Below are 15910 nucleotides of genomic sequence, written 5' to 3' on the forward strand. Positions count from 1 at the left end.
GAGGCAAGAATGACACCAGCGGTAAAGGCGATCCTCGCGGGCTACGAATCGGACAATCCCGGCGTGAAGGCCAATCTGGCGCGCATGCTCATGCAGGGCCGCCTTGGCGGCACTGGCAAGATGGTCATCCTGCCCGTCGATCAGGGCTTCGAGCATGGCCCGGCACGCAGCTTCGCACCCAACCCGCCGGCCTATGATCCGCACTATCATTTCCAGCTCGCCATCGATGCCGGCCTGTCAGCCTATGCCGCGCCGCTCGGGATGCTTGAAGCCGGGGCCGATACCTTCGCCGGGCAGATTCCGACCATCCTCAAGGTCAACAGCTCGAATAGCTGGGCGACCAATATCAACCAGGCCGTCACGGCGAGCGTCGATGACGCGCTGCGCCTCGGCTGCTCGGCGATCGGCTTCACCATCTACCCCGGCGCCGACGATGTGTTCGACATGATCGAGGAGATCCGCGAGCTGTCCGCCGAAGCCAAGTCAGTCGGCATCGCCACCGTGATCTGGAGCTATCCGCGCGGCGGCAAGCTCTCCAAGGACGGCGAACTGGCCCTCGATGTCGGGGCTTATGCCGCGCATATGGCAGCGCTTTGCGGCGCGCACATCATCAAGGTCAAGCTGCCGACCGACCATATCGAGCAGAAGGACGCGAAGAAGGCCTATGAGGGCGGCGACTGGTCGACACAGGCCAAGCGTGTTGCCCATGTCAAACAGGCCTGCTTCAACGGTCGCCGGCTGGTTGTCTTTTCTGGTGGGGCCGCCAAGGGCGCCGATGCCGTGTTTCAGGATGCCCGCGATATCCGCGACGGCGGCGGCAATGGCTCGATCATCGGCCGCAACACCTTCCAGCGCTCGCGCGAGGATGCCATGGCGATGCTCGACAAGATCATCGCCATCTATCTGGGCCAGGAATGAGCGAAGAGACGATTCCCCTTCCCGAGGATTTCGCCAGCCGCTTCGATGCCGAGCCGCGGCCACCCTGCCAGCTCTATGTCGTGTCGCCGCCCAGTATCGTGCTGCCGGCCTTTGTCGAGGCGTGCAAGGCGGCGTTTGACGGCGGGCCAGTCGCCGCCTTTCAGCTGCGCCTCAAGGATGTGGGCGACGATGACGTGCTGCGCGCCTGCGAGGCGCTCCTGCCGGTCTGCGCTGCCGCCGATGTCGCCTTCCTTCTCAACGACCGTGCCGACCTTGCGGCCAAGGCGGGTGCAGACGGGGTCCACCTTGGCCAGTCGGATGGGAGCATCGCCGAGGCGCGGGCCCTTCTGGGCGCTGGCAAGACCATCGGCCGCACCTGCCACGACAGCCGCCACCTCGCCATGGAAGCCGGAGAACAGGGTGCGGACTATGTGGCCTTCGGCGCCTTTTATGAAACCACCACCAAGCCGAGCAATTATCGTCCCCACCCCTCAATTCTCGGCTGGTGGACGACGCTTTCCCAGCTACCCGTGGTCGCCATCGGCGGCATCTTCCCTGACAACGCCGCGCCGCTGGTGGCCGCAGGCGCTGACTTCATTGCCGTTGTTCGCGCCGTCTGGGATCATGCCGACGGGCCGGGCGCCGGTGTCGCTGCCTTTGCCGACGTGCTGAAGACGCCCCGCGCCTAGGCCTAGGGGTTGTTGCGCCCGCTACCCAGCCCAAGCGCGCTTGGTCGTGCCGCAACCGCCGGTGCCATCTCCTCAAGGGCGGCAATCCGGTTTTCCGCAGCCGGGTGCGTGCTGAACAAATTGTCCCGCACCCCGCCATGTCCGGGCGAGATGATATAGAGTGAAGCCGCTGCCGGATTGGCCTCGGCCACCGGGTTGCGGGTGCGCGCAGCACCATTTTGCAGCTTGGCCAGCGCACTTGCCAGCGCCAGCGGATTGCCGCTGATCTCGGCACCCGCCGCATCAGCCCCATATTCGCGCCCCCGGCTGATTGCCATCTGCACCAGCGCAGCCGCAATCGGCGCGACGACGACGGCCACGATGGTGACCAGCGGATTGCGGTTTTCGCGCCCACCGAAAAACATGGCGAAATTGCCAAGCATCGAGATGGCGCCCGCCAGCGTGGCGGTCACGGTCATCACCAGCGTGTCGCGGTTCTTGATATGCGCCAGCTCATGCGCCATGACGCCGGCGATCTCGTCACGGCTCAAGATGGCCATCAGCCCGCTTGTTGCGGCCACGGCCGCATTTTCGGGATTGCGCCCGGTGGCAAAGGCATTGGGCTGCGGCTGCTCGACGATGTAGACCTTGGGCATCGGCAGCCCGGCGCGCGCAGCGAGCGGCTCGACAATTGCGTAAAGGGGATGTTCTGGCCCGACAGCTTGCGCATTGTGCATGCGCAGCACCAGCTTGTCCGAATTCCAGAAGGCGAAGATGTTCATCGCGCCCGCGATCACGAACGCGATGGTGGCGCCGCTGGCGCCGCCGATCATATAGCCAAGGCCCATGAACAGCGCGACCATGGCGGCCATCAGCATGAAGGTGCGAACCTGATTCATGCCAGGGAATCTGGCGTGTTTTCGGTGGATTTCAAGCGCTCGTGCGACAGCATCGCGCGGCGGAACAGCACCGTCCCCACAACGGTCAGGGGAACCGCCAGAATCACCCCCAGCGGGCCGAGCAGCAGGGCTGCGGCAATCAGGCTGAACAGGGTGAGGGCAGGGGGCAGATCTGCCAGCTTGCCCTGTGCCATGGGCATCACGACATTGCCCTGAAGCTGCTGGACGATGACCAGCGTGACCATCGTCAAAATGCCGGTCTCGATGCTGATTGAAAAGCCGATCAGCGTGGCCGGCAGCGAGACCAGAATGACCCCCAGATAGGGCACGAATTCGCAGAGCCCGGCGACAAAGCCGATGGCGATTGCCGAGGGCAGGCCAATCAGGCTGAGGCCGGCGCCGGTGCCGATGGCGACAAAGGCCATCGAGACCGCCTGTGCCTTGAGCCAGGCGCCAAGCGCGGTGTGGATCGCCGACAGCGTAGCGTCGGCGGCGCGCGCGCCAAGCCTTGTGGCAAAGGCGATCAGCCCGCCCACATAGAGCCTGGGCTGCGCCGCCAGATAGACGCCGGAGACCAGCACGACCACCAGCTGGGAAATGCCCGAGCCGATATTGGCCAGGCCGCTCTGGACGATGCCGACAATCGTATCGACCTGCGGCGCATAGCTGCCGATGGCCTTGATAATCTCGCGCCCCGCTGTCGACGTCGCCAGCCAGGCCTCGCCCTGTTCGACCGCCAGCGGCAATTGCCTCGCAAGCTGGGCGAACTGGTTTGCCATCAGCGTGCCAAACAGGCCAAAGACCGCCGTCAGGCCGAGCAGCGGCAGAATGACGGCCAATGCCAGCGCTACGGCAAAGGGCAGGTGCAGCCGCCGCCGCAGCAGATCCGCCAGCCCGGCAAACATCTGGGCGGCAAGGATCGAGGCAAACAGCAGCAGCAACAATTGACGAAGCTGCCATGTCGCGATGGTAAGCGCGACGCCGCCCATGACGATCAAGGTCCGCCGAAGCAGAACGATGTCTTCATTGCGGGGCGGAGGCAGCGCTGTCATTTGCGCCGCACTTTACGCCGAGTTCATTCAGCCTGAAAGCGCAGTTGCTGAATGGTCGGCGGATTGGTCGGCGCCAGCATGAACGAGCCCGCCAGCGTGCCGCGCGAACACGGCCAGCGGAAGCTCGCTGTCAGCATGCCTGTCGGCTCGGGTGCGTCGGTGGGGGTGCATTCGCCCAGCCGCGCTTTCAGCCGGGTTAGTTCAAGCCGCCATTCGGGCGCAGCCCGGTCCAGCAGCATGTTCATGGCAAGATTTGGCCGCGCCGCGAGAATGTCAGAGGCCGCCCACACCTTCGCGGCATCGGCATGGGCCTGCGCCACGGCCGCCGTCAGGGGCACCGGCCGCGGCGTCGCCAGCCCGGCCGCCTTCAAGGCCTTCATCGCGCCATAGGCCGGCGCCATGGGCGCGCTATAGGTGCGGTTGGCGAAGGCAAAAATGCCGATGCCGCTCTCCGGCAGCATGATCAGCACTGAGCCATAGCCGGGATAGCCGCCCGTATGGGTCATATAGTCCCCCACCTCGCAATCGGAGATCATCCGGAAGCCCATCGCATAGGCCACCGCCTGCGCACACGGCGGGCCAAGGTCGGCCCGGCGCTGGCCAAAGCGGACGAAATTGAGCCCTTGAACCAGCCCCCGCACGCTGGCGCGCCTGATCGGCCCTGTCTCGGGGTCATCGCGCGCCGGCCAGGCGCTGAGCAGCCAGGCGACGTAGCGGGCATAGTCACTGGCCGTCGTCTCAATGCCGCCCATCGCCCCAAAGGCGCCGGCCGCCATGTCGGGCTCGCGCTTGTATTCTCCTTCCTCGAACCGGTAGCCAAGCGCACGCTCGGCCTGCGGGCTGGCAAACACGTCATAGCCGGTGCGTCCCATGCCAAGCGGCTGGAAGATCCGCTCGGCGATGGCCGCCTCGAACGGCTTGCCGGCGACGTTGCGGATGATCCGGCCCAGCGTGGCATAGCCGAAGTTCGAATATTCTTGGCTCTGCTGCGGCACCCGGCTGAATGGCACGCCGGCCGCCAGCATCGCGCTGAAATCGGCCTCGGGGAGCGAGGTCTGCCGGTCACCCCAGGGATCATCCTCGACCAGACCGCCAACATGATGGAGCAGGTCGCGCACCCTAATCCTTGGCGAATCCGCAGTCGGATAGGTCCAGCCTTTCATTTCCGGCACATGCGTTTCGGCGAGGTCATCAAGCCGCAGCCGGCCTTCGTCGCGCAGCGAGAGAATGGTCAGCGCCGTGAACGCCTTGGACATGGACGCAATGCGGAAGCGGCTCTCGGGGCCGACCGGGCGGCGGCTGTCGAAATCCTGCACGCCGATGCCCTTCACATGAGCCAGCTGGCCGTCCTTCACAATGCCCCAGACCAGCCCCGGCACATGCTGGGCGCGCGCATAATCTTCGAATCCCGCGTCAAGCTGCGGGGTCAGCGCCTCAAGAGACTGGCCGCACGCGGGTGCAGCAAACACCGCCAGTGCGACAAGTGCCGGGGTGGTGAGTGCGCGAACCATGGCCTATCTCCTGCCTGAGCGCGCAGGATAGCCCGGCGTCACGCGAAGGAAAGAGGCCGATGGAGATCGCCATTGTGGGGGCCGGCATGGCGGGCTTGCGCTGCGCCACACGCGCGGTCGCAGCAGGCCACCGGGTCCGCCTGTTCGACAAGGGGCGCGGCCCCGGCGGCCGCATGGCCACAAGGCGCCTCACCGCGCCCGCGCTGTCTGGCCATGGCGGCGAGGCGGCCTTCGACCACGGCGCCCAGTATATCACGGCAAAATCCGACGGCTTTGCCGCCCAGCTTGCCGCGTGGGAGGCCACCGATGTCGTGGCTCGCTGGCCCGCAGCCGGGGCAGACGCCTATGTCGGCACTCCGGCGATGAATGCACCGCTCAAGGCGATGGCGGCCGCGCTCGATGTGACCTGGGGGCTGGAAGTGCGCAGCATCGAACCCAGTGGCGGGGGCTGGCGGCTTCCCGACGTCAGCGAGCGGTTTGACGCGCTCGTCGTCGCCGTCCCGCCCGAACAGGCGGCGCGGCTTCTGGCGCCCGCCGCGCCGCAGCTGGCCGAGCTTGCTGGCGCCGTGCGTTCGTCTGCGTGCTGGACGGTGATGGCCGCGTTTGCGGCGCCCTTGTCCGGCGCGCCCGACGTGCTACGCAGCGAGGGCACCATCGGCTGGGCCGCCCGCAACAGCGCCAAGCCGGGGCGCGCACCCGCAGTCGAAACCTGGGTCGTGCAGGCCGGGCCGGACTGGTCAGCCGCGCATATCGAGGATGCACCAGAGACGGTCACGGCCGCGCTCCTCACCGCGCTTGCAGAGCGTCTCGGGCCCTTGCCAGCGCCGCTGGTCAGCACCGCGCACCGCTGGCGCTACGCCCAGTCGCCGGGCACAGGCGACGGGGCGATCTGGGATGAAACGGCTCGCCTTGGCCTCTGCGGGGACTGGCTGATCGGGCCGCGCGTGGAAGCGGCCTGGACCTCGGGAGACCGGCTTGCCGCGCTGATCGGTTAGGGTCGCGCGATATCGATGACCACCTTGCCGACATGCGCACCGCTTTCAAGATAGCGATAGGCATGGGGCGCCTCGTCGAAGCTGAAGCGCTTGTCGATCACCGGTTGCAGGCCATTGGCGTCGATCGCCGCCAGCAGCCGCGCCAGCATCGCCCGGCTGCCCTCGGCAATGCCGCGCAGCGTCAGGTTCTTGCCGATGATGCTGCCGTAATTCGGCAGCCCCGCGCTTTCAAAGCCGGCGAGAAAGCCGATGATGACCAGCCGCGCGTTGGGCGCTGCCGCCGTCACGCTCATCGGCAGGGTCGATTGCCCGCCGGTCTCGAGGATGATGTCGGCGCCGCGCCCGCCGGTTTCGGCCGCCAGCGCCGCCGCCCAGTCGGACTGGACCTTGTAGTTGATGGTGATATCGGCCCCCAGCTTACGCGCCAGCGCCAGCTTGTCATCCGATGACGAGGTGATCGCCACCCGCGCGCCGTGCATCTTGGCGATCTGCAGCGCGAAGATCGACACGCCGCCTGTGCCCAGCGTCAGCACAAGATCCCCGGCCTTGACCTTGCCCACTTCCACCACGGCATGCCACGCCGTCAGCGCCGACGAGGCCAGCGGTGCGGCCTGATCATTGCTCACGCCGTCTGGCACACGAATAAGGGCTGCCGCCGGCATCACCACCTGCTCGGCCAGCCAGCCGTCATGGGTGATGCCGACATCATGGCCGAACGCGGCCGGTGAGAAATCCCCGTCGATCCAGGTGACGAAATGTGGCCCGACCACCCGGTCACCCACCGCGAGACCGGTCACGCCGTCACCCAGCGCCGCCACCCGGCCCACGCCTTCCGAGACCGGAATGCGGTTCTGGTCGCGCTTGGGGCCATAGCGCCCCTTCAGAACGTCCATGTCGCGGTGGTTGAGGCAGACGCTCAGCACATCGAGCAGCACCTCGCCCGGCCCCGGTTTTGGCGCCGGGCGCTCCACGGGGGTCAGGCTGTCGAGGCCGGTTTGCGGGCCGATCTGATAGGCTTTCATTGCGTCGGTCTTTCCGTTCAGTTCTTGGGCGGGCTGTGGTCGGACCAGTTCTGCCAGTCGCGGGTGACGAACACCTCGTCGATCAGCGTGCGCTGGAAGCAGATGCCATCGCGGAACCATTGCCAGGTGCGCGCCCGGTTCTTGCGGTCGTCGCTGTTCTGGATCATCTCGTAGAGATAGATGCCCGGCTCATTCTTGCGGGTCCAGTTGAGGCACGTCGAGCGGTTGAAGTCATCGGGCAGCATGTGCGCCGCCCAGCCCTTGATCAGGTCATTGTCCCACCACAGCCGGCCATTGCGGAATTCAGCCGGAAATTCGCGGATTTCATGGCGGCCATCTTCCCAGAAATAATGGTTGGTCTGATAATAGCGCTCGCTGTCGCCTTCATCGATCAGCCGGCACAGCAGCCGCGAGCGGTGCTGGTCGGTCAGCTTCCCGGTCTTGGCGTCATAATAGCGATACCAGCCCTCCCAGACCCCTTCGTTGCTGGCGAGGATCGGCATCACCTCGCGCACCCCGCCCGGCTTCATCGTTACCGCCATCTTGTGTCTCCTTCTTCTGCAATTTTCACGACAACCTTGCCCATCGACTGGCCCGACAACAACCGTTCAACCCCATCATAAATGCCGGTGAGCCCGGTAAAGCGCGTCTTGTCAAAGGTAACCGCGATGTGGCCAGCGCGGTAAAGCGCGAACACCCGCTCGCGCGCGGCGGGCCAATGCCCGGTCAAAAGCCCATTCATGAAGCCGCGCACCGACACGCCCTTGTAATAGATGGCATGGACGATCCGCGGCCCGGTCACGATCTCGGGCTTGCCCTCAAGATCCTGTGCCGCACCGCCCACGACTAGCCGGCCGTGGCGCGCCATCTGGCCCAGAAACGCGTCAAAGATGCTGCCGCTCACCGTATCGATGGCGACATCCAGTCTCGCCGGATATTCCGCCGCCAGCACGGCCGCGACGTCCTCGGCCTTGTAGTCAATCACCCGGTCCGCCCCCAGCGAGGCGACGAAGGCGGCTTTCTCCAGCCCGCCGCAAATCGCCACGACGTGGCAACCCCTGTGCTTGGCCAGTTGCACCAGCAAATGCCCAAGCCCGCCGGCCGCGGCCGAAATTGCCACCGTCTCGCCGTCCTTCACCGCCCCGATATGCTCAAGCGCCAGCAGCGCCGAAACCCCGGTCGAGGCCAGCGCCAGCCATTCGCGGCTGGCCTCCGGCACGCGGGCGAACAGGCTCTCCGGCCCGACATTGGCCTCGCGGTAGCCACCGCGGAAATTGACCGTTGCCGCCGCATCACCAACTTTGAAGCCGGTCACGCCCGGCCCGACCGCATCGACGACACCGATCGCTTCCACCCCCATGAAGCTGGGCAGGGCAACATGGACATAGTCCACGGCATTGCGCGCGATCTGGGTGTCGAAAATGCCATTGATCCCGCACCACCTGTTTCGCACACGGATCTCGCCCGGCCCCGGCGCTGTCAGCGGCACCTCGATGATCTCTGTGGCAGCACGGAAAGTATCGGCGAAACGTTCCAGCCGGATGGCGCGGTAGGTCTCGCTCATTGCGGAAAGCCGAGCCCTCCGGGGTTGAGCTGCCCATGCGGATCGACCAGCGCCTTGATCTCATCAAGCAGCGCCAGCGAGGCCGTGTCGCGGCTGTCGCGGTAGCCATAGGCCCGGCCGATCTGGAAATGGCCGGCGCCGAAGCGTGCCGCAATATCGGCGACGCCCCTGCGCGCGCGGGTGACAACAGCCGTTGCCTCCGGATTGACATCGAGCTTCGGCAGGCCGGCGAGATGCGACTTCTCCATCATTGAGGCATGCACCGGCCGATAGCCGTTCGGCCAGTAGAACACCGGCTCGACGATCAGCGCATTGGTCGACAGCGAGGTGAACAGATAGCCGGTGTAGATGCCATGCGACTCGAACTCGCCCGCCATATCGGCGAACAGCTTGTCGACGGCGGCGTGGAACGCGGGGGCATTCGAGAGCGACAGCACACCGTGCACCGGCGCCCAGCTTTCGCCTTCCGGCCCGAGCATCGAATTGGGCGGCGGAAAGGGCATGGCCCGGATCACCTTGGCGATGCTGTTCTCGATCTCGACGCCGCGGAACTCGGCTGCAATGCGCCGCGCCTCGGCCATGTCATGCGCAACGGCCGCCGCACTGCGCCCCTCGGCAATCACATGCAGCGGATATTCGTCTGCCTCGATGAAATCGCGCCCGCCTAGCGCAATTTTGGCGGCCGACATCAGGCCCTTGCCCAGCGATTTCTGCTTGCCGATGACCTTGCCCAGCGTTTTCACATCGCTCATCAGCGACATGCGCTTCATCCGCACCTTGGTCAGCCCCGGATCGAAGGCGCACATCTCGCAGGCGATGCCGGCGCGCGCCATTTCTGCCATTGCGCCCAGCAATTCGGCCCCGGTCTTGAACGAAAAACTGGCATAATCCTCATGCGCCGGTGTCCGCATCAGCCGCAGCGTGATCTCGGCCTTGATGCCCAGCGTGCCGCAATCGCCGCAGAACAGCCCGGCCAGATCAGGCCCATAATGCCGGTAAAAGGGGGTCTCGCCGTCCGGCCCGCGCGCGCCCGTGCGCAGCACCTGCCCATCGGCGAGAATCACGGTCAGGGCGATCACGCTCTCGCTCGACGTGCCGTGGTGCCCCGCGCCGAACATCGCATTCAATTGCGAAATCCCGCCGCCGATGGTCGAGTAAATGCCCGACATCGGCCCCCAGAAGGGCGTGCGCAGGCCATGTTCGGCGAGCGCCTCATGCAGCGTCTTCCAGCTGCAGCCCGCCTCGACCGTCACGGTCATGTCCTCGGGGCTGATCTTGAGGATGCGGTCCATCTTCGACAAGTCGATCGACAGCGTCCGGTCGCTTTTGGGGATATAGCCGCTGGTGTAGCTCATGCCTGCCCCGCGCGGCGCCAGCGCGACGCTAGCGCCGTGCGCGGCCGCCACCACCTTCGAAAGCTCGCTCGCCGAGCGCGGGGTCACGATCAGGCTGACGACATGATCGGCAACCGCGAACACATCCTCGCTGACCAGCTGCCGCGCCGCCAAGGCATCCTCGACATTGTCTGCGCCAACAATCTCGACAAGCGCTGCCTTCAGCGCGCTCGCGGAATCATTGGCCGGCCAGCTCGTTTCCGCCGTATCGGTTTCCAGCGTCATCATCATCCCTTTGCTTTGTCCGGACAACTTTGGCACTTATCATTTTCCCGGGCCAGCGGGGACTTTGCAACCGCTCTGTCCGCAAGGCGAACGAAGCGCGCCCTGCTGTGGCAGCAGGACGCAGGAGAAGGCTTGAGAACCACGATGAGCGAATTCGAATTCACCGTTCCCATCCTGATCGTCGGCGGCGGCGCGTGTGGCGCGGTCGCGGCGCTGGCTGCGCATGACGCCGGCATCGCGCCGCTGCTTATCGAGCAGGACGCCCGGCCGATGGGCACTACCAGCATGTCGCAAGGCCTGTTCTGTGCGGCTGGCACCCGCAGCCAGGCCGAGCAAGGGGTCAAGGATGACGGCGCCACCTTCTTCGCCGACATCATGGCCAAGACCAAGGGCCAGACCGACCCGGTCATCGCCCGCGCCATCGCCTATGGCTCCGGGCCGACGCTCGAATGGCTGCACGACAAGCATGACATGCCATGGGCGCTCGATACCGGTTTTCGCCCCGCCTATGGCAACAGCACCTTCCGCGTTCATGGCTGGCAAGGGCATGGCGGCAAGGACATGATCGAGCTGCTCCACCAGCGCCTGTCGGAAGCCGGCATCGATGTGCTGACACAAGCACGGCTCACCGAGATCGTCGCCGATGAGGATGGCCGGGTGCGCGGGGTCGTGATCGAGCGACCGGGCGGCGCCATCGAACGGGTCGGCTGCGAAACGCTGATCATCGCCAGCGGGGGCTTCGCTGCCAATCACGAAATGGTCGCCCAGTTCATGCCCGAGGCGGCGCAGGCCCGCTACAATGGCTGGGAAGGCAACCGGGGCGACGGCATCATCCTCGGCCAGAAGCTGGGTGCTGCCGTTGGCGACATGGGCAGCTATCAGGGCTATGCCATGCTCACCGAGCCGCAAGGCATCAGCGTGCCGCCGGGTGCGATCATCGAGGGTGGGATCATCGTCAACACGCTGGGCCGGCGCTTCGTCGACGAGAGCTTCGACATCGCCGGCATGGCCCATCCCGTCATGGCGCAGCCCGGTGATCATTGCTGGGTCATCATCGACAAGGGTATCGAAGAGCGCTGCGCCTATATCCCCGAAATGCGCGATCTGATCGCGCTCAAGGCCGCGCGCGAAGCCGACAGTGTCGAGGCGCTCGCTGCCATGCTGGGTCTCGATGCCGCCGCGCTTGATGCGGAACTTGCCGAGGCGCGCGCCGCCCAGGCGGCCGGCACGCCGGACCGGTTTGGCCGGATCTGGGGGCAAGACCTGCCGCCGGTCCCGCCGTTTCGCGCCTTCAAGGTCGTCGGCGCCATCTATCACACGCAGGGCGGCCTGCAGATCGACGGCGAGGCGCGGGTGCTGCGTCCCGATGGCAGTCCGCTGCCCAATGTCTTTGCCGGCGGCGGTGCGGCGCGCGGCGTCTCGGGGCCCTCGTCATGGGGTTATCTGCCGGCCATGGGCCTGTGCGCCGCCGTCACGCTCGGCCGCATCGCCGGCGAGAGCGCGGCCCGGCAGCTTGGCGGCACGCCCGCCGTGACGACGGGCGTGCCGGCGCAAGCCTAGGGCATCCAGACGCCTGCCGACCTCCAATGGTGCAGCCGGCCATCCTCGCCGATGGCGGCGAGGTGGAGCCACTGGTTTTCGAGCAGGTTCCGCACCGTTTCGCTGTCGGCGATGATCTTGTCCATCGCCGCCATCGGCGCCTCGATCAGCACCTTCAGCCGCAGCGGCTCGTGCATCAGCTTCTCGCCGTCGTGCACCGATTGCATCGGCAGCCCGGTGCGCAAGTCGCCGCCATTGCCCTCAAGCACGCCCAGCCCGCCAACGGCATTGTGCAGCAGCTTGTTGCCCGAGCCAAAGGCGTGATTGTCCGCCGCCGAGCCATAATATTGCAGGCTGATCCAGCTGGCGACGACCATCGGCGCGTTCATGATCAGCGACAGCACCGGGAAGCCGTTAGGGGCATCAAGCTGCCACTCATAGCTGTGCAGGAAGCTGCGGCCCTCCAGGTTCAGCCCTGCCGTCCGGCTGCGCGGTGCGGCAATGAAGGCGGCGCAATTGGCCAGGCCCCATTCGGGCCGGACCTGCGACCAGTCATTGGCGCGCGCCTCGATCTGCGGATCGACCGCCGATGCGGGATCGATCGAAAGATGCGTCGCCCGCTCGACCCGGCTCTGCCGACCCGCTGCACTCAGCCACTTCTTCACCGAGGCCAGATCGCCAGCCCGGGCCTCTGGCACGTGCGCTTCGTCGAAAATCTCGACATGGTCGGTGGTGGTGTTGTGCAGCGCGGCCATGAACCATGTGTCCGCCGGCACATCGATGCCGCGTGCCGCCAGCCCGGCGCGCACTTGCGGATGGTTGAGAATGCGCGCTGCCACCCGGGCGTTGGGCGCGCCATCATAGCCGCCGCAGGCGCCGCAATCGAGGCCGGTGGCATGGGGATTGTTGACGCTGCTGCCGCCATGGCCAACGAACATCACCAACGGCGCGAAGTTCGAGGTCAGGCTCATCGCCCGCAGCATCGTCTCGCCCGCAGCGGTCATCGTCTCGACATCGAGCGACGACATGTCCGGCCCGAGCCGCCCCGTTACATCGTCGGGCAGGTCGGTGTTGGCCGGCGCCGGCACCGGCCGGGTCAGGCCGAGGCTGTCGGAAATCAGCTTCACCGCATAGCTCGGCCCGAGCGTCTCGACAAAGGCGAAGCTGGCCACGGCCGCCCGCTTGAAGGTCGACAAGGCGCCGGACTTGCGCCGCGTCAGCCGCGCGTCGCGAATGATATTGCCGGTCTCATGCGCGCAGGCGCCCTCGACATGCTCATGGATCTTCACGCCCGGCGCCAGCAGGACCGGGCAGCGCGCCTGGCCCTCATGCTGGCCCAGCGGCACATAATCCAGCGCCAGACCGAAAAAGCCGGCAAAGCCCAGCGTCTCGACGGCCGGTGAGGTGCTTTCGAAAGCGCGCCGGAAGGGCTCGGAGCGCACATCGATGCAGAACACGGCCTGCACCGTCTTTGCCATCTCCGACGCTGTCGGCACCGATGCAAGCGCCCCGGCGAGGCCGCGCGCATAAGCCTTTTCGAGCGCCAGCTGCAACACGCAGTCGATGGTAATCTCGCTATCCACCGGCTGTGGCCCGTTGATCAGCGCCACGGCGGCTTCCCAAGCTGTCAAGGCGGGGCTCCCCGGCAGCAGCGTGCCCAGCAGCGCTGCATCACAGGCCAGCCGGATGGCCAGAAGGTCACGAAGCGCCGTGTCGGTCTTGCCATGAAGTTCTGCCTGCCAGAGGCGGTAACGGGCATGGCCGGCCCAGCCGCTGATGTCGGCGAGCAGCCGGTGGAAGTAGATTTCCAGCCCGTCTTGCGACAGGCCCAATGTGCGTGCGCCGTGGAGGATGGCGTCCTGCGCGTCCCGCGGCATCGCCGCGATCGTCGCGCGCATGCCGGAAAGGCCGATTAGCTCAAGGCTGCGGTCATGTGCAGCCTCGTCCCGAAACGCCGACCATGGCCCGCAAGCCCGGCTGGCAGCGGCCCAGGCCGCTTCCCCCTCGTCAAACTGGCGGGCGGCAAAGCTGCTGATATGGTCGGTGATGAGCCGCGGCCAGTCGATGTCACGGTAGCTGGCGACCACGGTGGCCACGGTCGGCAGCCGCGCTGGCAGCGCCGGGGGCTGCGATGCGCTGACCGCGCGCAGCCTGATTTCGGCCGCCGACGTCGGCAGTCCCGGCGTTCTGGCCGTCTCTGCCAGCGCCGCCTGGATGTCGGGCGTGGTCAGCCGGCCTTCGCGGATCGCATCGCCGTAGTCGACCCGGCTGCGTGTCATCCGCGCGCCGATCGTCTGCGCCACCCGCTGCGCGGCCTCGGCAAAGGGCATGTCGATCATGCCGACAAAGGGATTGACCGCAACAAAGTGCTTGAGCGGCCAGAGCGGCGCCATGCGGCGTGCGGCGGCCTCGGCGGCCTTGTCGGTGTGCGCGCGGGCGAGTCTGCCCCGGTCCTGCGCAGTCGGATGGTCGAGAAGCGTAGCCATGGACGTGTCTCCTTGGTGAAGGTTCAGTAAGGTCAGACCCGGTGCGCGCCGATCAGGCGGTCCCAGAGCAGATTTGCGTAAAAGCCGTTGGCCAGATGCACGCGCAGCGCCCGCATCGAAGGCCGCGTCAGCCAGAGCGGCGCCAGCAGCTGGGCAAGGGCAATGGCCATGAACGACAGCGCAGCCAGAACGATGATCGCCAGCGCCGGGCCGTCCAGCGTCGCCAGCGCACGCGGATCAGGCAACGCGCCAGCCGTAATTGCGGCCATCACCCCCTGTGCCGTGAACCAGGCCAGCGCCACCGCGGCCGTCAGGACGATGGTGCGCCCCAGCATCTGCCGCCGCGTTTCGCCCGACAGCGCCTGCGTGGCCATCATCGCCACGCCCATCACGCTGATCGCGCCAAGTGCCAGCAGGGCAGGGGAGGTCTCGGCGGTGTGGCCGAACAGGCGGCCGATGGCGGCAAAGCTGCCAAGCGTGACGGCCAGCCCGATCAGCGCATCGCTGACCCGCAGCGGCTGGCCAAAGCCGGGCAGAGAAGGTGCCCGCGCCCGGTCAACAACCGATCCCGAAGAAAGGAAGGCGTGCGCCTTGTAGAGCGAGTGTGCCACGATGTGCAGCAGCGCGATGCTGAACGCCCCCAGCCCGCATTGCAGCATCATGAAGCCCATCTGGCTGACCGTGGACCAAGCCAGCGACACCTTGACGCTCGGCTGGGTCAGCATCACCGCTGCGCCGAACAGCGCCGTGAAGCCGCCGACAATCGCCAGCACCATCAGCGCGCCCGGGGCTGCCAGCATGACATCGGCGAAGCGGATGATCAGGAAGCCGCCGGCATTGACGATGCCGGCATGAAGCAGCGCCGAAACCGGTGTCGGCGTTTCCATCACCTCGATCAGCCAGCCATGAGTGGGAAATTGGGCCGACTTGAGCAGGCCGGCCAGCGCCAGCAGCAGCGCCGGCGCCAGCAGCCCGCCCCCTGCAGTCGGCGCCTGCGCAACTATGGTCGCGATGTCACCGGTGCCGAAACGGACCGCCAGCAGCACCGCCGCCAGCCCAAGCACGACATCGCCGAGCCGGGCGCTCCAGAATTTCTTGGTTGCCGCCGTCTGCGCCGCGCGCCGGTCAGCATAGAATAGCAGCAGCTTGTGCAGCGTCAGCGACATGGCCACCCAGGCCAGCACGAGCTGCACCAGATTGCCGGCCAGAACCAGCATCTGCACCGCTGCCAGCGTCGCCAGCAGCCAGCCCGTGAAGCGCGCCTGACCCGGCTCGCCGTCGAGATAATTGCAGCTGTAGCGCAGCACGATCACGCCGATGAAGCTGACCAGCACCATCATCACCATGCTCGGCGCATCCATGCGCAGTGCAAATCCGAGGCCCTCGATGCCAAGCAGCGGGCTGGTCCCCGGCCCTTCCAGCGCTAGCAGCAGTGCCGAAAGCGCGGCCACGGCAAGGCTCACCAGCGTGGCCCGGCGCGCGCGGCCGAGCAGCGCGGCCGGGCGCATCGCCGGTGCCGCAGCCGCCATGGCAGCAACACCCAGCAGAACGATCGGGGCAGCAAGGGGGACAAGCGCCAAGAGCATGACCGAAACCTCCATTTGTGACGGTTGTGGGTCATAGGCAGCGCGAAGAGA

13 protein-coding genes are annotated in these 15910 nt (G+C 66.6%); 4 read left to right on the forward strand and 9 right to left on the reverse strand.

What is annotated here, in order from left to right:
- Positions 1 to 9: 9 nt before the first annotated feature.
- Positions 10 to 918 carry a class I fructose-bisphosphate aldolase gene (locus tag ACMVO5_RS00515; protein WP_416908138.1) on the forward strand — a complete coding sequence of 303 codons (909 nt, stop codon included), beginning with the start codon at positions 10 to 12 and terminating at the stop codon, positions 916 to 918.
- Complete coding sequence (gene thiE, locus ACMVO5_RS00520; protein WP_416908139.1) at positions 915 to 1607, forward strand: thiamine phosphate synthase; 693 nt, start codon at positions 915 to 917, stop codon at positions 1605 to 1607. The genes ACMVO5_RS00515 and thiE overlap by 4 nt, the downstream gene beginning before the upstream one ends.
- Positions 1608 to 1609: 2 nt before the next feature.
- Here thiE and htpX read toward each other — a convergent pair whose 3' ends face one another.
- Genes htpX through ACMVO5_RS00535 form a run of 3 tightly spaced genes read right to left on the reverse strand, consistent with a single transcriptional unit; the run spans position 1610 to position 5048 of the window.
- A complete protein-coding gene (gene htpX, locus ACMVO5_RS00525; RefSeq protein ID WP_416908140.1) occupies positions 1610 to 2485 on the reverse strand; it encodes a zinc metalloprotease HtpX in 876 nt (291 codons plus the stop codon).
- Entirely contained in the window at positions 2482 to 3537 is a 1056-nt protein-coding gene (locus ACMVO5_RS00530; protein ID WP_416908142.1) for an AI-2E family transporter, read from the reverse strand. Before ACMVO5_RS00530 ends, htpX begins: the two co-directional genes overlap by 4 nt.
- 23 nt (positions 3538 to 3560) lie before the next feature.
- Complete coding sequence (locus ACMVO5_RS00535) at positions 3561 to 5048, reverse strand: serine hydrolase domain-containing protein (RefSeq protein WP_416908143.1); 1488 nt, start codon at positions 5046 to 5048, stop codon at positions 3561 to 3563.
- 59 nt (positions 5049 to 5107) lie between these two features.
- On the opposite strand from ACMVO5_RS00535, the gene ACMVO5_RS00540 reads away from it, so the two are divergent.
- Positions 5108 to 6043: an NAD(P)/FAD-dependent oxidoreductase gene (locus ACMVO5_RS00540; protein ID WP_416908144.1), complete on the forward strand. Its 936-nt coding sequence runs from the start codon at positions 5108 to 5110 to the stop codon at positions 6041 to 6043.
- Here ACMVO5_RS00540 and ACMVO5_RS00545 read toward each other — a convergent pair.
- From ACMVO5_RS00545 to ACMVO5_RS00560, 4 genes are read right to left on the reverse strand one after another with little or no spacing between them, the layout of a single operon-like run.
- Positions 6040 to 7065, reverse strand: a complete 1026-nt coding sequence (locus ACMVO5_RS00545; RefSeq protein WP_416908145.1) for a zinc-dependent alcohol dehydrogenase family protein — start codon at positions 7063 to 7065, stop codon at positions 6040 to 6042. The genes ACMVO5_RS00540 and ACMVO5_RS00545 overlap by 4 nt on opposite strands.
- Before the next feature lie 17 nt (positions 7066 to 7082).
- The gene (locus tag ACMVO5_RS00550) at positions 7083 to 7607 is read right to left on the reverse strand and encodes a DUF3598 domain-containing protein (protein WP_416908146.1); all 525 of its coding nucleotides are present in this window, start codon (positions 7605 to 7607) and stop codon (positions 7083 to 7085) included.
- Complete coding sequence (locus ACMVO5_RS00555; protein ID WP_416908147.1) at positions 7598 to 8629, reverse strand: zinc-binding dehydrogenase; 1032 nt, start codon at positions 8627 to 8629, stop codon at positions 7598 to 7600. Before ACMVO5_RS00555 ends, ACMVO5_RS00550 begins: the two co-directional genes overlap by 10 nt.
- Positions 8626 to 10254 (reverse strand): FAD-binding oxidoreductase, encoded by a 1629-nt coding sequence (locus ACMVO5_RS00560; protein ID WP_416908148.1) that lies wholly within the window; start codon positions 10252 to 10254, stop codon positions 8626 to 8628. The genes ACMVO5_RS00555 and ACMVO5_RS00560 overlap by 4 nt, the downstream gene beginning before the upstream one ends.
- Positions 10255 to 10392: 138 nt before the next feature.
- Here ACMVO5_RS00560 and ACMVO5_RS00565 point away from each other — a divergent pair, with 138 nt between their 5' ends.
- A complete protein-coding gene (locus ACMVO5_RS00565) occupies positions 10393 to 11808 on the forward strand; it encodes an FAD-dependent oxidoreductase (protein ID WP_416908149.1) in 1416 nt (471 codons plus the stop codon).
- On the opposite strand, the gene ACMVO5_RS00570 is transcribed toward ACMVO5_RS00565, so the two are convergent.
- Both ACMVO5_RS00570 and ACMVO5_RS00575 read right to left on the reverse strand, forming a co-directional pair.
- Positions 11805 to 14273, reverse strand: coding sequence for a YbcC family protein (locus ACMVO5_RS00570; protein ID WP_416908150.1), 2469 nt, complete (start codon positions 14271 to 14273; stop codon positions 11805 to 11807). The genes ACMVO5_RS00565 and ACMVO5_RS00570 overlap by 4 nt on opposite strands.
- Positions 14274 to 14305: 32 nt before the next feature.
- Positions 14306 to 15859 (reverse strand): proton-conducting transporter membrane subunit, encoded by a 1554-nt coding sequence (locus ACMVO5_RS00575; protein ID WP_416908151.1) that lies wholly within the window; start codon positions 15857 to 15859, stop codon positions 14306 to 14308.
- Positions 15860 to 15910: the final 51 nt, after the last annotated feature.

It is taken from the genome of Polymorphobacter sp. (assembly GCF_048007885.1).
In the GTDB taxonomy this organism is placed as follows: Bacteria; Pseudomonadota; Alphaproteobacteria; order Sphingomonadales; family Sphingomonadaceae; genus Sandarakinorhabdus.

Excerpts from the sequence above, each read along its gene's own strand:
- ACMVO5_RS00530 (WP_416908142.1), bottom strand. The coding sequence starts at position 3,537 with ATGACAGCGCTGCCTCCGCCCCGCAATGAAGACATCGTTCTGCTTCGG.
- ACMVO5_RS00570 (WP_416908150.1), bottom strand. The coding sequence starts at position 14,273 with ATGGCTACGCTTCTCGACCATCCGACTGCGCAGGACCGGGGCAGACTC.
- ACMVO5_RS00555 (WP_416908147.1), bottom strand. The coding sequence starts at position 8,629 with ATGAGCGAGACCTACCGCGCCATCCGGCTGGAACGTTTCGCCGATACT.
- ACMVO5_RS00575 (WP_416908151.1), bottom strand. The coding sequence starts at position 15,859 with ATGCTCTTGGCGCTTGTCCCCCTTGCTGCCCCGATCGTTCTGCTGGGT.
- ACMVO5_RS00545 (WP_416908145.1), bottom strand. The coding sequence starts at position 7,065 with ATGAAAGCCTATCAGATCGGCCCGCAAACCGGCCTCGACAGCCTGACC.
- ACMVO5_RS00550 (WP_416908146.1), bottom strand. The coding sequence starts at position 7,607 with ATGGCGGTAACGATGAAGCCGGGCGGGGTGCGCGAGGTGATGCCGATC.
- ACMVO5_RS00535 (WP_416908143.1), bottom strand. The coding sequence starts at position 5,048 with ATGGTTCGCGCACTCACCACCCCGGCACTTGTCGCACTGGCGGTGTTT.
- htpX (WP_416908140.1), bottom strand. The coding sequence starts at position 2,485 with ATGAATCAGGTTCGCACCTTCATGCTGATGGCCGCCATGGTCGCGCTG.
- ACMVO5_RS00540 (WP_416908144.1), top strand. The coding sequence starts at position 5,108 with ATGGAGATCGCCATTGTGGGGGCCGGCATGGCGGGCTTGCGCTGCGCC.
- thiE (WP_416908139.1), top strand. The coding sequence starts at position 915 with ATGAGCGAAGAGACGATTCCCCTTCCCGAGGATTTCGCCAGCCGCTTC.
- ACMVO5_RS00565 (WP_416908149.1), top strand. The coding sequence starts at position 10,393 with ATGAGCGAATTCGAATTCACCGTTCCCATCCTGATCGTCGGCGGCGGC.
- ACMVO5_RS00560 (WP_416908148.1), bottom strand. The coding sequence starts at position 10,254 with ATGATGATGACGCTGGAAACCGATACGGCGGAAACGAGCTGGCCGGCC.
- ACMVO5_RS00515 (WP_416908138.1), top strand. The coding sequence starts at position 10 with ATGACACCAGCGGTAAAGGCGATCCTCGCGGGCTACGAATCGGACAAT.